Annotated in this window: 18 protein-coding genes; 6 read left to right on the top strand and 12 right to left on the bottom strand. The window is 51.7% G+C overall.

What is annotated here, in order from left to right; translation table 11 throughout:
- Positions 1-13 precede the first annotated feature (13 nt).
- Genes JJU47_RS09715 through JJU47_RS09705 form a run of 3 tightly spaced genes read right to left on the bottom strand, consistent with a single transcriptional unit; the run spans position 14 to position 1,116 of the window.
- On the bottom strand, positions 14-331 hold the full coding sequence (locus JJU47_RS09715; protein WP_228618750.1) for a hypothetical protein: 318 nt from the start codon (positions 329-331) through the stop codon (positions 14-16).
- Between the two features lie 34 nt (positions 332-365).
- Positions 366-848, bottom strand: coding sequence for a hypothetical protein (locus JJU47_RS09710; protein WP_228618747.1), 483 nt, complete (start codon positions 846-848; stop codon positions 366-368).
- The gene (locus JJU47_RS09705) at positions 841-1,116 is read right to left on the bottom strand and encodes a 4a-hydroxytetrahydrobiopterin dehydratase (RefSeq protein ID WP_228618744.1); all 276 of its coding nucleotides are present in this window, start codon (positions 1,114-1,116) and stop codon (positions 841-843) included. The genes JJU47_RS09710 and JJU47_RS09705 overlap by 8 nt, the downstream gene beginning before the upstream one ends.
- Positions 1,117-1,256: 140 nt before the next feature.
- Between JJU47_RS09705 and JJU47_RS09700 the strand changes: the two genes are divergently transcribed.
- Together JJU47_RS09700 and JJU47_RS09695 are read left to right on the top strand one after the other, a co-directional pair.
- Entirely contained in the window at positions 1,257-1,790 is a 534-nt protein-coding gene (locus tag JJU47_RS09700; protein ID WP_228618742.1) for a cysteine hydrolase family protein, read from the top strand.
- Positions 1,791-1,814: 24 nt separating this feature from the next.
- Positions 1,815-3,260, top strand: coding sequence for a nicotinate phosphoribosyltransferase (locus JJU47_RS09695; RefSeq protein WP_228618739.1), 1,446 nt, complete (start codon positions 1,815-1,817; stop codon positions 3,258-3,260).
- 32 nt (positions 3,261-3,292) lie between these two features.
- Here JJU47_RS09695 and JJU47_RS09690 read toward each other — a convergent pair whose 3' ends face one another.
- Positions 3,293-3,595 (bottom strand): membrane protein, encoded by a 303-nt coding sequence (locus JJU47_RS09690; RefSeq protein WP_024372110.1) that lies wholly within the window; start codon positions 3,593-3,595, stop codon positions 3,293-3,295.
- Between the two features lie 112 nt (positions 3,596-3,707).
- Between JJU47_RS09690 and JJU47_RS09685 the strand changes: the two genes are divergently transcribed.
- Positions 3,708-4,181, top strand: coding sequence for a YwpF-like family protein (locus tag JJU47_RS09685; protein ID WP_228618737.1), 474 nt, complete (start codon positions 3,708-3,710; stop codon positions 4,179-4,181).
- A 75-nt stretch (positions 4,182-4,256) separates the two neighbouring features.
- Here JJU47_RS09685 and JJU47_RS09680 read toward each other — a convergent pair whose 3' ends face one another.
- The 3 genes from JJU47_RS09680 to JJU47_RS09670 form a co-directional block, all read right to left on the bottom strand.
- A complete protein-coding gene (locus JJU47_RS09680) occupies positions 4,257-4,733 on the bottom strand; it encodes a DUF456 domain-containing protein (protein ID WP_228618735.1) in 477 nt (158 codons plus the stop codon).
- A 10-nt stretch (positions 4,734-4,743) separates the two neighbouring features.
- Complete coding sequence (locus JJU47_RS09675) at positions 4,744-5,343, bottom strand: histidine phosphatase family protein (protein ID WP_228618733.1); 600 nt, start codon at positions 5,341-5,343, stop codon at positions 4,744-4,746.
- A gap of 67 nt (positions 5,344-5,410) precedes the next feature.
- On the bottom strand, positions 5,411-6,346 hold the full coding sequence (locus JJU47_RS09670) for an alpha/beta hydrolase (RefSeq protein WP_228618730.1): 936 nt from the start codon (positions 6,344-6,346) through the stop codon (positions 5,411-5,413).
- A gap of 181 nt (positions 6,347-6,527) precedes the next feature.
- Between JJU47_RS09670 and JJU47_RS09665 the strand changes: the two genes are divergently transcribed.
- Positions 6,528-7,529 carry a metal ABC transporter solute-binding protein, Zn/Mn family gene (locus tag JJU47_RS09665; RefSeq protein ID WP_228618728.1) on the top strand — a complete coding sequence of 334 codons (1,002 nt, stop codon included), beginning with the start codon at positions 6,528-6,530 and terminating at the stop codon, positions 7,527-7,529.
- A gap of 40 nt (positions 7,530-7,569) precedes the next feature.
- On the opposite strand, the gene JJU47_RS09660 is transcribed toward JJU47_RS09665, so the two are convergent.
- From JJU47_RS09660 to JJU47_RS09640, 5 genes are all read right to left on the bottom strand, one after another.
- Entirely contained in the window at positions 7,570-7,977 is a 408-nt protein-coding gene (locus JJU47_RS09660) for a hypothetical protein (RefSeq protein WP_228618726.1), read from the bottom strand.
- 85 nt (positions 7,978-8,062) lie between these two features.
- Positions 8,063-8,518 carry a hypothetical protein gene (locus tag JJU47_RS09655; protein WP_228618724.1) on the bottom strand — a complete coding sequence of 152 codons (456 nt, stop codon included), beginning with the start codon at positions 8,516-8,518 and terminating at the stop codon, positions 8,063-8,065.
- Positions 8,519-8,603: 85 nt separating this feature from the next.
- Positions 8,604-10,049, bottom strand: a complete 1,446-nt coding sequence (locus JJU47_RS09650) for an alanine/glycine:cation symporter family protein (protein WP_228618721.1) — start codon at positions 10,047-10,049, stop codon at positions 8,604-8,606.
- 183 nt (positions 10,050-10,232) lie between these two features.
- The gene (locus tag JJU47_RS09645; RefSeq protein WP_228618718.1) at positions 10,233-12,704 is read right to left on the bottom strand and encodes a CoA-disulfide reductase; all 2,472 of its coding nucleotides are present in this window, start codon (positions 12,702-12,704) and stop codon (positions 10,233-10,235) included.
- The gene (locus JJU47_RS09640; RefSeq protein ID WP_228618715.1) at positions 12,701-13,006 is read right to left on the bottom strand and encodes a rhodanese-like domain-containing protein; all 306 of its coding nucleotides are present in this window, start codon (positions 13,004-13,006) and stop codon (positions 12,701-12,703) included. The genes JJU47_RS09645 and JJU47_RS09640 overlap by 4 nt, the downstream gene beginning before the upstream one ends.
- Positions 13,007-13,293: 287 nt before the next feature.
- On the opposite strand from JJU47_RS09640, the gene JJU47_RS09635 reads away from it, so the two are divergent.
- A complete protein-coding gene (locus JJU47_RS09635; protein WP_016509666.1) occupies positions 13,294-13,560 on the top strand; it encodes a metal-sensitive transcriptional regulator in 267 nt (88 codons plus the stop codon).
- A 66-nt stretch (positions 13,561-13,626) separates the two neighbouring features.
- Entirely contained in the window at positions 13,627-14,058 is a 432-nt protein-coding gene (locus JJU47_RS09630) for a type III secretion system chaperone family protein (protein WP_016509669.1), read from the top strand.
- Positions 14,059-14,089: the final 31 nt, after the last annotated feature.

Here is a 14,089-nt window from a genome sequence, read left to right as displayed (position 1 = left end):
TTGGCCATTCTCATTAGATTTGATTTTTGTGACGAGCCTCTTGAAGCGCGTCCATCAAGTCTTTGACGTCTTCGACGAGGTTTTGGATGGTGTCTTGGTTCTCTTCGTACAGCGCCTTCAAATCCATGACGCGATCTTTCAAGTTCCCTTTCGGTGCGGCTTGCAAGCCGACCGAGTGGGCTTGTGTCGAGGCATCCGAAGATTTGAGGCGTGACTTCAACCCTTTCAACTGTCTCACTTGTTGCTCGCGCGTCTCTCTATGGAGAAGTGATGCGCTTGCCCCGATGATGGCACCTGCGGCCATCCCCATCCAAAAATAGTTCTTGTTCATAAAAAATCCTCCCCTAACGTGACGTTATCTTTTATTATAGGTTATCCGCTTCCGTGACGACATAGTGTTTTATAATCGGACCTGCTCCTTTTTGCTCGACGGCATCTTTCAGCCATTCTTGGAACAACACGTAATCGGTCGAGTCGCGGAACTTGTTGCCTGCTTCGGAAAATTGAATGAGGACGATCGCATGGTTGTCGTCCGGGTCGACACCGAGCCGGAAGGCGGAAAAACCGTCGTGTCCTGCACCGAGGCGCGCCTTTTCGGTCAACAATCGATGGAACAAGAGCGACCGTGCATTCGTATCGACAGGAACGTTCGCATAGACAATATTCCCTTTCGGGGCGAATTGTCCTTCCGCTTCTTCAATACGGAACGTCTTCCCGCTTTGAAACGGAGACTTGCCCCCTTCTGCGAGCAAAATCGTCTCGTTTCCGTTCGCGACGAGGACGTCCGAATTTTTACGGAACCGGTCGGCAACGCTGCCTGACGCGAATGTCATGTATAAGTTAGACAAGTTCCTCACACCCTTTCGCGAGCATGATATCTTTCTCCGTGATGCCCCCTTCGTCGTGCGTGGACACGGTGAGGGTGACGTTTCGATACTCAATCAAGATGTTCGGATGATGATTGAGCGATTCGGCCAAATCAGCGACGAGATGGACGAATTGAATCGCTTCTGGAAACGTCTCTAGACGATACGTCTTCTGCAACTCACCTTCGACGACGTCCCACCCGTTCAAGCGCGACAATTGTTCCGATAGTTCGGTGGATGACAACAACATCAGCTCATTCCCCTTTCGCTTACAGTTCTACTTACACCTACTACCCGACACCGGCGAAAAATAATCTTTTTCGCTTGACGTAAAATGATTTAGAATAAGAAAGATAGCCAACTATTTTGCACTTGAGAGGAGAAACTCCTATGCGCGCATTGATTGTCATTGACTACACGTATGATTTTATCGCGGACGCGGGCCGTTTGACTTGCGGGAAACCTGGGCAAGACATAGAAGAACGCATCGTACAGTTGATCGAAGAGTTCTCGGCCGAAGATTATGTCGTCATCGCCAACGACGTCCATGACGCTGGTGATACGTATCATCCGGAAACGACGCTCTTCCCGCCTCACAACATCCGAGGGACCGAAGGACGTGACTTGTACGGAAACGTCAAGACGGCAGCCGAACGAGCCGATCATTGGATCGACAAGACACGGTACAGCGCTTTTGCCGGGACCGATCTCAACATCCGTCTACGGGAACGCGGCATCAACGAAGTCCATCTCGTCGGGGTGTGCACAGACATATGCGTGCTCCACACCGCCGTCGACGCATACAACCTCGGTTACAAGATGGTCATCCATGCCGACGCCGTCCAAAGCTTCAATCCGATCGGCCATGAATGGGCGCTCGAACATTTTGTCACGACTCTCGGAGCAACCGTTACCGGGAAGTGACACGAAATCAGAAAGGAACTTATTATGTTACATCGTAATTTAGCACTGCACACGGACCTTTATCTTCCTCGTTGGATGTATATTTATTGGAAACAAGGACGCCACAACGAAAAAGTCGTCTTCGACCTCTATTATCGTTCGAACCCGTTCAGCGGCGGATACGTCGTCTTCGCCGGGCTGCAAAACATCGTCCACTATTTAGAAAACGTGTCGTTCACGGAAGCGGACATCGCATATTTGAAGCAACAACTCGACTTCGAGGACGAGTTTGCCGATGTTTTGCGCAACTTCAAGTTCACCGGTTCACTTTACAGTGTCCGGGAAGGGGAAGTGATTTTCCCGCACGAACAAGTCGTGCGCATCGAATCGACCATTTTTGAGGCGAAGCTGTTCCAGACCGCCTTTTTAAACATCGCCAACCACGAGTCATTGATCGCGACGAAATACGCCCGAATCCGCCAAGCGGCACCGAACGAGACGTTGCTTGAAGGCGGAGCCAGACGCGCCCAAGGCGTCGACGCCGCTTATTATGGGACGCGCGCCGCTTACATCGCCGGCTTTGATGTGACAAGCCTCGTCTCAGCCGGACGTGACTTTGACGTACCGACCGGGGGGACGATGGAACACGCCGATATCCAGTTCCACGACGACGAATTGACGGCGTTCCGCTCATTCGCCGAAATGTATCCGGACAACACGAGCCTGTTGATCGATACGTACGACACGCTCAAGTCGGGTCTTCCGAACGCGATCACCGTCGCAAAAGAGCTCGAGGCGAAAGGATACCGTTTGAAATCGGTCCGCCTCGACTCAGGTGACTTGGCCTATCTGTCTAAACGGGCCCGAAAAGCGCTCAACGAGGCAGGGCTCGACTATGTGAAAATCGTCGTGTCCGGTGACCTCGATGAGTACGTCATCCAAGATTTGCGCATGCAAGGAGCTGAAGCCGATACGTTCCTCGTCGGGACGCGCGGCATCACGGCGTACGAACAGCCGGCGCTCGGCATGGTGTATAAGCTCGTCGCCCGTGAAGACCAAGACGGCAACTTGAAGCCGGTCATCAAAGTGTCCTCATCGAAAGTGAAAACGACGACTCCGCATAAGAAAGAACTGTATCGGATCATCGACAAAGAAACGAAAAAATTCAAAGGCGACTATATCGCCCTTGCCGACGAGCCGGTCGAGACGTATTCAGAAATCGACTTGATCGACGTTCGTGATCCTGCCTTCAAAATCAAGACGCGCAACTTCCACGTCAAGCGTCTGCTCGAACCGATTTTCCGCGACGGTGAGCGCGTCTATGACCTACCGAGTGCGAAAGAGATTCGCGACTATCACCAAGAGCAAATGAACGGGCTGTGGGAAGAATACAAACGGCTCCGGTTGCCGGAAGTGTATTCAGTCACGTTCAGCAAACCGCTATGGGACTTGAAGCTCGAGATGATTCGTCAGACACGGATCCCGAAATAAGAAAGAGGCTGTGGAGCTCCACAGCCTCTTTTTCATGCGGTCGTCATCTCGTGCGCATGGCTTTGATCTTCTTTTCTCCGAAAGTAAAGCGCTATCGAGAGGGAAATGAGAATCAAAATGAAATAGACGGTTCGTTGCCAAAACGTCGCCTCCGTGTCTCCTTGGAACAAGGCGATGATATAATCACTCCCGCTCAACAGGAACACACCCGCGAGCAAGAGAAAAATCCGATATCCGGCCCGGCTTCGTTCTTGTTTTACTTTGAAGAAAAGGACACCATAGTAGACGATGGCTAGTATGGCGATATATCCGATAATCCCAACAATCCAACTCATCTTGATGCCTCCTACTCTCTTATTTTTTACGTCGCTTCCACGCTATCGTAACACAACCTGACAATGAGACTATGTTAAGATGTTCTAAAGAAACGTGGAAGGGATTGATCCGATGAAAACGTTCCGCCTCGTCCAAGTCCGCCTCGTCCAAGACGAGTACGGCAATGAGTTGAACCTCCCGATCGACCTCGTCGATGGATTAATCATCTCGAAAGAACACGACAATGAATGGCTGCTTGAGATGCTCGTCCCGACAGAGTTTGCCGTTACGCTTCATCACTACTTGAACAAGCGGATATTACTTCTCGCCGAAGCGGTGATCACGTCTCCGGCCAACCGTCCGGCCGCGATCGCCTTGACGTTCACGAGCGAACGCTCGCTCTCGAACCATCACACGTTCGTCGCCGAAGGACTGATGCTCCTCCCGAAACAAGATCCGACAAAACAAGTCCTCGACTCGCTGATCGCTGAAGGTGTGGCGGAAGCTGATTTGAAGCCGTCGTTCTTCGAAAGACAAGTCGAACATCAACAGTCGTTCAGCCGCTCCGCGTTCAATCAGCTCGTTAAAACAGGGTCGTTCGAGTAATCGGACGTTCCTGTTTTTCTTTCCCCTTTTTCGATAATTCCTCAACCAAAAAAGACGAAGAATTTGTCTCCGTCTTTAAATATAGATGAAAAACAAGATGACCATCATCGTCATCCCAATAATCTTGAGCACGGTACTGCCTAAAAACGCCAATACCGTCCCGACACCGATACTCCATGCTTCCCGGGTCGTCTTACCGAGCGTCAGCTCAGCTAAAAATGCGAAGACGAACGGAAAGATGAGCACCCCGACGAGCGGGAAGATGAACGGCCCCGCAATGAGACCGATCGTCGCTCCCCACTTTGCCCGCTCAGATCCTCCCCGTTTATCGACTGTCGCCCGCGTGACGATATAGTCGACGGCGAACAGGAAGACGAGGAAGACGATTTGCCAGAGCCAGAACGTCCATGTGAGGGGTTCGAACGAGAATCCGAAGCCGTAAATGAAGTAACCGATAAATAAGAACAATACGCTCGGGATGACCGGATAAATCAGGCCAGCGAACGCGACAACGAATGATGCGATAATGAAAACCCAAAGCAATGTCGACATATGCCTCTCCTCACTTCACCGTGATTTCGTTCGTGATATGGTCGGCCACGTTCACCGCCTTGATGATGAATCGGTCGCCTTCGTGCTCGATATAGTTCGAGCAGGCGTTTCGCATCGCGTGACGGAACGTATACGTGTCGTCGACCGCAGATAGCGCGGCTTTGATCGCATGAGAATGACAGACGACGATGATTCGTTTCCCAGGATACGTCTTGACGAGATGCTCCATCCCTTCGAGGACGCGGGCCCGCATCTCATCTTCTGACTCTAGACCTGGCACACGCGTCCGATCATCGGCTTGAACCGCCTCATAAATGCCCGGGACCGGTTTGCCGGACGCAAATCCGAACTCACGCTCGATGAACCGTTCATCGCGGATGATTGTTTCTTCCTCGAACCCGCATGCTTCGGCAATGTAGCGCGCTGTGTCAACAGCTCGCGTGAGCGGACTCGCCACGATGACGTCCCACTCTTCTTGACTTAAAAAGGCCGCGCTCTCTTCGGCTTGACGATGCCCGAGCGCGTTTAGCGGAATATCTTCCCGTCCTTGAATGATTTCTTGAAAGTTCCAATCGGTCTGACCATGTCGGACCAAACAAAGCTCTGTCACACGAGTCACTCCTTTTTTATCTCTAAGATCTTTCCCCATCGTACCATCTTTTCAAAAAATCGCAACGTCACGTCAGGGCATCATCGATGAAGCGATCGATGCGGGCCATGAGTTTCTCTTCTTTGATCGGGTTATCGGACTGGAGAAAGCTCGCTAAGGAGTGAGTGCCGTTCGGGAACGAGATGAGCTGAACGTTAGCGCCGACCTCACTCGCGTGCTCGACGAAGTGGAGCGCCTGTCCGAACGGGACGATCGGGTCTTTTTTGCCGTGAAGCATGAGAATCGGCGGGGCGTCGTCGTACAGATGTGTCACCGGAGAACATTTCACCATCAGTTCCCGCCACTCTTCCCGGCTTCCTTCATAGAATTTCAAATGGGCGAGCCACGTCTGAACGAACTTGAACAGCAAGAAGTTCGTCGGCGGATAGAGCGCGATCACGCCTTTCACCGTCGGGACGTCTTTCCCGAGCGTGCCTGTGAACTGCTTTTCTCGATCGAGCGCCGTCGCCAACATGAGGGCGGCACCGGCCGAGTCCCCCCAGACGATCAAGTTCTCGATATCGAGGTTCAGGAGCGCATCGTGTTGTTTCAAATAACAGAGGGCGTCCGACACATCGATAATGTTGTCAGGGAAATAGACACCGTCTTCGAACAAGCGATAGTCGACGCTGATGACGGCGAACCCTTTCGATAAGAAATGATCGAGCAACGGATGGAACAACGTCACCATGCCCCGACTCCCGCGCACGAACGCTCCGCCGTGTGCATAAACGGCAACAGGAAACGGCCCGTCGCCAGGCGGATAGTACACATCAAATTGGAGCGGGCGGTCATCGATGATTTTATACGTGTGGGTTCGCCGTTTGCGTGTTGAGGACCGAATCGGCAGTTCGGGCTCTTGCCAGCGCACGAGCGAGCCGTATTGGTTCCATACGGTGGCCCCGGCCGCAGTCGCCGCGGCGAGTGCGGCGCCCCCGACGAACCAGGCAGTCTCCTTTCTCATATACATCCACTCCTCGTTCTTTTTTTTAATCATATTCCCTTTTTCTCAAAAATCCATCCATCGGAAGTCGGACTTGACGCCAATGAATCTGCCCCCTATAATATAACTCGCAGTCACAGAACGTAACCGTTACGATTTAATGATTCAGTTTCAAATAGAGAGAGGACAGGTGGAAGGTCAGATGAATAAAAAATTACTTACTGTCGCCGCAGCAGGAACGCTTCTATTAGGAGGATGTGCCAACGATGGAGAAAGCGGTGCATCAGAGGAGACGAACGATCAATTGACCGTTTACGCGTCGACGTTCGCGTTAAAATCGATCGCTGAAGAAATTGGGGGCGACCGCGTTCAAGTCGAGATGGTCATCCCGCCCGGAGCCGACCCGCACACGTACGAGCCGACATCACGTCAAATGACGGAGATTGCTAAAGCCGACTTGTTCCTCACAGTCGGGCACGATCTCGAGCCGTACGTCGAGTCGATGGAGAAGAGTCTTGCTGGGGAAGAAGTAGCCTTCATCAAGACAGCCGAGAACGTCACCTTGCTCGCTGCCGACAAGACGGTCCACGTCCATGGTGAAGATGAGCACGGACACGAAGAAGATGAGCATGGGCATGAAGAAGACGAGCATGGGCATGAAGAGGACGACCATGGACATAGCCACGGTCAATACGATCCGCACGTCTGGCTCGACCCGATGAACGCTGTCTCCATGGCAGAAGCCGTTGAGGCCTCATTCGCCGAGCAAGCCCCTGACTATAAAGATGAGTTTGCGGACCGGTTGAGCGCATTCAAAGAAGAAGCCGAGGCGCTTGACGCTGAACTGCAAGCGGCTGTCGACGCCGGTTCGAAAAAACAACTCCTCGTCACGCATGCGGCCTACGGCTATTTGGCGGACCGTTACGGTTTTGAGCAACTCCCGATCGCTGGGCTGACACCTTCTGAAGAACCGTCTCAACAAGCACTAAAGCGTGTCATCGAAGAAGCGCGGGCCCATGACTTGACGCATATCGCGTTTGAAGACACGGTCACGCCAAAAGTCGCTGAAGTCGTGAAAAACGAGATCGGCGCTGAAGCGGTGACGATCTACAACTTGGAATCGGTCACGAAAGAACAAATGGAACAGAGCTATTTCGACTTGATGCGTGAAAACGTCAAAGCACTCGAAATCGCATTGAAGTAACGTAAAAGAACGCGCGGTGCCTCAGGCATCGCGCGTTCTTTTATCGTCCTGGCTGTTCGTCGATTTGTTTCATGCGAAGCAACAATACCCCCGTCACGAACAGCGTCACGGTCGGGATGGTTGCCCCGATGACCACTCTCCACCATTCCCCGTGTAAATCGAAGTAGTACGCAGTCGATAGACTTCCGAGAAAGAGCAAGCCGACCGTTCCGACTACTTTGACGAGCGAGGCGCGTGGATGCCGGTCATGAATAAACATCGAGCTGTTGATGATAGCGAACAATAAATTCAGGAAAAATAGTGCGAACATGGCCGTGGTCAACCGAGTATCGTATATGCCGCCCCCATGCATGGATAAAAAGCTGACAACAAATAATATCAACGTCAACGCGTTGACGCGACCGAGCCATTTCTGTCCCGTTCGATAAGCAAACACTGGGCTGATCATCGAAAAAACATCGCTGTGGTCAAAAAGAAGTCATTCAACCATCGTCACCGCCTATTTTTTTCAATATTATACCATTCCGTTCGTGTCATTCATAGTAAATCAAGACGAGCTCATCTCGTTCCGCCGCCGCCTCGCAAAAGTGTTGGAGCGATGTCCACTTAAGCCACACATCATCGAGCGCGTCGTGGTCGACGAACGCCATGTCGGCGACATCTTCTTTCGTGAACGCTCCTAGCGCGTCTTTGACGATATGCAACAGTTGCGGTGTCAAGATGCCGACGACGACCGCCTGCTCTTCATTGACGATCAACTCTTCCCCGATCGCCGCCATCTCCAAGTTATACGTATCGTCCCCATCGATGTATACTTCGATTTGTCCGAGCACTTTTTGGAAATGACTAATATTCGGCAGTGTCAACGTGTCATAGGTGTCACGGCCTTGAGCGTGGACGTGAAGGAGCCAATCCATGATCATCTCCGGATCTTGTCCGAACGAGACCCAAACCTCTGGGGAAATGCGTATATAATGTGTCGTCTCCATGAATGAACGCCCCCCTTTTTTTATAGTTTACCCATCTTTCGGACGCAAAAAAACCGCCTACGCGCTTTCGTAGACGGTTTATACGTTATGAACGGACGGTGCCGGTTTTCGTTTCTTCCGCTTCGCTTTCCCAAGCTTCCAAATACTCACGACCTGGAAGGTCTTCAATCGAATCGGCGTAGAACACCGGGTCGTCTCCTTGACGACGTTGCGCCAAGTAGTCATCGAGCACGAGACGCGCCACTTTCGCAAGACGGAAAATCGCATACAAGTTGACGAGCGCCATGAGTCCCATGAACACGTCGGCGATTGACCAGACGAGGCCTGCTGAACGAACTGCTCCGAAGAGGACCATTCCGACGACACCGATGCGGTAAAGCGTGACGTAAATCTTTTTCTCCGAGATGAACTGAATGTTCGTCTCGCCGTAGTAATAGTTACCTAGAATCGAGCTGAACGCGAACAAGAAAATCGCAATCGTCAAGAACGATGTCGCGATCGGACCGACTTCTGCCGTAAGTGCCGCTTGAGTCAATTCAACACCAGCAAACGAATCTGAACCAGCCACGCCCGACAACAAGATGATCATCGCTGTTGACGTACAGATGATGAGCGTATCGACAAAGACGCTGAACGATTGGATCAAGCCTTGTTTAACCGGGTGTGATACTTCTGCCGTCGCTGCCGCGTTCGGCGCCGAACCCATACCAGCCTCGTTCGAGAAGAGACCGCGACGGATACCTTGAAGCACCATTGCCCCGACCGCACCGCCAAACAGTTGCTGGATGCCGAGTACACCTTCCGAGAAGATGAGGCTAAAGACGCTCGGCAGCAGTGACGCGTTCGAAATCATGATCCACATCGCGAGCAAAATGTAACCGCCGGCCATGACTGGGACGATAATACTCGACAAGATGGCGATCGATTGAACGCCGCCGAAGATGACGATGGCCGTGATGACCGCCAAAATGATCCCGACCGTCGTCGTGCTGACACCGAACTGGTTGCTCATCGAGAGCGAGATCGTGTTTGACTGCACCGAGTTGAAAGCGAATCCGAACGAGAACGTGATCAGGATGGCGAACAAAATCCCGAGCCAACGCTGTCCGAGGGCGCGTTCCATATAGTAAGCCGGACCCCCGCGCCACGTGCGTCCGTCGCGGATTTTATACACTTGGGCGAGCGTGCTCTCGACGAACGCCGAGGCCGAGCCGATGAGGGCGATGAGCCACATCCAGAAGACGGCTCCCGGTCCACCGAGGGCGATCGCTGTCGCGACACCTGCGATGTTCCCGGTACCGACACGAGCTGCCGTACCGATGGCGAATGCCTGGAACGACGAGACTTGTCCTTTTTCACGCTTCATGCCTTCTTTGAATAGGAGACGGAACATCTCCGGAAGCATCCGGAACTGAACAAAGCCCATGCGAACCGTGAAATACAGTCCAAGTGCCACGAGAACGACGATGAGCACTGACGACCATAACAAGTCGTTTGCTTGCCCAACAAACTTTTCAATCATATTTTCCATCTGTTAATCCTCCATATGTATGAGTCATCATAAGTAAAAGTTATGTCAACTTTCTTAACATGATTAGAATTATAGGAAAAACGATTCGATAATGCAATCCTTTTCAACAATTTTCAAAAAACCGCTCCAACATTAGAAAGAGCGACCGGCATGATACCGGTCGCTCCAATCGTTCGTTGTTTATTAGATGAAGAGGTTCAAGTTTCCACCTTCAGCTGCCCCGAGGTATGCGGCCACACCACCGAGATCGATGCCGTCGATCAACTCTTCTTCTTTGATTCCCATGACGTCCATCGACATCGTACAAGCGACCATTTTGACGCCTGCCTCTTGTGCCGATTTAATCATTTCATCAAGTGATGGCACGTTTTTGTCGCTCATCACTTTCTTCATCATCTTCTGACCAACTCCACCAAAGTTCATGTTCGAGAGCGGGAGTTCCCCTGCATGCGAAGGCATCATCATGCCGAACATCTTCTCGAGACCTTGTTTCTTCACTTCCGGCGCGTCCGGCTTACGGATGACGTTAAGTCCCCAGAACGTGAAGAACATCGTCACGTCTTTGCCCATCGCCGCAGCACCTTGGGCGATGATGAATGAAGCAAGGGCACGGTCAAGGTCACCGCTGAAGACGACCATTGAAGCGCCGTCAGTTGCTGGTGCACCGGCTTGGACGGCCGCAGGGCCGTTGCCTTTTTGAAGGATCGCTTCAACACGACCGTTGACGAACTGTTTCGAAACGAGTTTGTTGCCCGTCTTTTTCGCCCACGCTTCGATGTCAGCGAAGAATCCTGGGTCGCTCGCGAGGACACGAAGTGTTTCGCCTTCGCCTAGTTCAGCGACTTTTTTGTTTACTTCTAAGATTGGTCCCGGGCATTGCAGACCGCACGTATCTAGGAAAATCGGTTCCCCGACTGGTTCATTGATCATTGCTTGTGGTGCCTCCTTTGTAGCTGTCGCGGCTGTTTCATCCGCCGCTGTTTTCGTACCTTCCTCGATCGCATCGAAATCACGCTTCACTTGTGACCACGTTTTGTAGCCACCGCTCAAGTTTTTCACTTTGAAGCCGTTTTGACGCAAGATGCGGGACGCAAGGTATCCGCGAAGACCGACTTGGCATGTCACGTAAATCGTTTCGTCTTTGCTGTAGTTTTCTAAGTTGTCACGAAGCGAATTGAGCGGGACGTTAATCGATCCTGGGATTTTCCCAAGTTCGTGTTCCGACTCGTCACGGACGTCAAGCAATGTCGCGCCGTTCGCGACCAAGCCTTCAATCTCGTCCCAATGGACGACTTCGTTGTCCCCGAGGACGACGTTCGAGGCGACATAACCGATCATGTTGACCGGGTCTTTCGCCGAACTGAACGGTGGCGCATAGCTGAGTTCAAGGTCTGGGAGGTCGAGGACCGTCAATCCGCCTTTCATCGCTGTCGCAATCACGTCGATGCGTTTGTCGACGCCGTTCATGCCGACGCCTTGGGCGCCATAGATCTCACCTGTCGTCGGATGGAACAAGAGCTTGAGCGATACCGGTGTCGATCCTGGGTAGTAGCCGGCGTGCGAACCTGGATGCACGTGAACGGCTTCAAACTCTTTACCAGCCGCTTTCAAACGTTTCTCGTTCCAACCTGTCGAAGCGACGGTCATATCAAACACTTTGGCAATCCCAGTTCCCATCGTACCGTTGTATTTCACGTCACGGCCGTTAATGATGTCGGCCACGAGACGTCCTTGGCGGTTAGCCGGCCATGCAAGCGGGACGACCGTCGGCTCTTTGAAGACGTAGTCGAGTACTTCGACAGCATCACCGATCGCATAGATGTTAGGGTCTGACGTGAGCATCTTCTCGTTGACACGAATCGCGCCACGAATGCCTGTCTCAAGACCGGCTTCTGTCGCGATTGAAGATTCCGGCACGACGCCGATCGACAAGACGACCATGTCCGTTTCAATGACGCGACCGCTCTTCAAGTGGACACGTTTCCCTTTTTCCGAGAACGAGTCGACACCATCAGACAATTGAAGGTCGACGCCATGAAGACGCATATGTTCATGGACAGGTGATACCATTTCACGGTCGAGCGGTGTCATGACTTGATCGGCCATTTCGACGAGTGTCACATCGACGCCGCGCTCACGCAAGTTTTCAGCCATTTCAATTCCGATGAAGCCTCCACCGATGACAGTCGCGTGTTTTGGCGCCTTGTCATCAACGTAGCTGCGGATTTTATCCGTATCCGGAATGTTACGGAGCGTGAAGATGTCTTCTGCTTCTTCGATTCCAGGAATGTTCGGACGAATCGGTTTCGCACCTGGAGACAAGACGAGTACGTCGTATGACTCATCATACGTCTCGCCCGTTTTGACGTTTTTCACCGATACCGTTTTCTCAGCACGGTTGATTTTTGTCACTTCTGTCAAGTTACGGATGTCGAGCTGGAATCGTTTGTTCATCCCTTCGACCGTTTGGACGAGTAACTTTTGACGGTCTTGGATCACGTCTCCGATGTAATATGGAAGACCGCAGTTCGCGAACGAAATATATTCTCCACGGTCGAACATGACAATTTGGTTCTCTTCATTTAAACGGCGAAGACGGGCTGCTGCCGAGGCACCACCTGCCACCCCACCGACGATTACGATTTTTTTACTCATTGCTCATTTCCTCCTTTGACGACTTCACCTGGCCAACTCATCAAGCCATCTTCTATATTGACCACTTTATAGCCTTTTGCTTCCATTTGCCAAGTCGCTTGCGTGCTGCGGGCACCTGAACGGCATAAGACGATGTATTCTTGCTCCGGGTCGAGCGTGTCGATCCACTCTGCTAATTCAGAGAGCGGATAGTTTTTCGCCCCGGCGATGTGCGCTTCTTGAAATTCGTCCCGTTCACGAACGTCGACGATATTTACAGGTACTTCAAAATCCATTTGTCGTTTTAAAGCCGATGCTTTCATCTTTGTAAACCCATCCTTTTCTTCATGTATCATGTGTACGGTTTTTATCTCAGCTTGGTCGCGGGCGTCCAACAAAGTTTGTGATTCGTTGAACAATTCGCGTCCACGTCATTAATATACCCCCTATGGTATCTCATTGCAAGGAATATGTTTGACGAAACCGCAAACTTTTAAAATTCTTCACTTCAAAGGTTGTCGCTCGACACATACTCCCCCACGTATTAAGATGAGACTACACAATAAATAGTTGGGTTACTGAACGATTTTTACTATAGAGGTGAACAGAAATGGAACAGTATCAATATGACACGAAAGTGTTGAACCGGATGAAGCGTGTCGAAGGTCAGATTCGGGCCATCATCCGGATGATGGAAGAAGGAAAAGAGTGCCGTGATGTCGTCACCCAGTTGAGCGCAGCCCGATCGGCGCTCGACCGCGCCTCGACGATCATCGTCGCGAAAAATTTAGAGCAGTGCATTATCACCGCACAACAAGATGGCGAAGATACGTCTGAAACGGTCGAAGAAGCCATCAAAATGTTGATGAAACGCTAGTTCCCCTTGCTTTCCCTTCCCAAATGGGCGAAAGTTAGAGTAACGACTTTTAAGGGGGACTTCTTTGTGAACTTCGAAGAAAAAGTGGAATCATTTAAAGCGCTCGTCGCTGAACGCAACATGACGTTCAAAGAGAGCGAGACCGAAACACACGTTACGTTTTTGACACGTGAAACGACTAAATCTGGGGCTCAGCCCGTTATGATTATCGCCTTCAACAAAAAGACGACGGACGCCGAGCTCTATGCCGCGACCGTGACGCACGTGCCGGACTACGTCGAAGACTTGCCGATCCTCAACGCCTTGAACGAGTTCAACCAAGAGTTCAAATACTTCCGTTGCGTACTCGACAGCGACCGTGACGTTACGCTCGCCTCGACGCTCGACCTTGACCTTGGCTTCTCGCCGGAGATCATCTTGCAACATTCGTTCATGATGTTCCAAGCGGCTGATGAAGTGAACGAGTACATGCAGAAGTTGTATACGCAAGTACAATGACCATCACTTCTCTGACGACGTCAGTCGCCAG

The sequence above is a fragment of the Exiguobacterium sp. genome, assembly GCF_020832205.1.
GTDB lineage: Bacteria > Bacillota > Bacilli > Exiguobacteriales > Exiguobacteriaceae > Exiguobacterium.
Note: the sequence above shows the minus strand (reverse complement) of the source record. Positions and strands in the feature narration are given on the sequence as shown.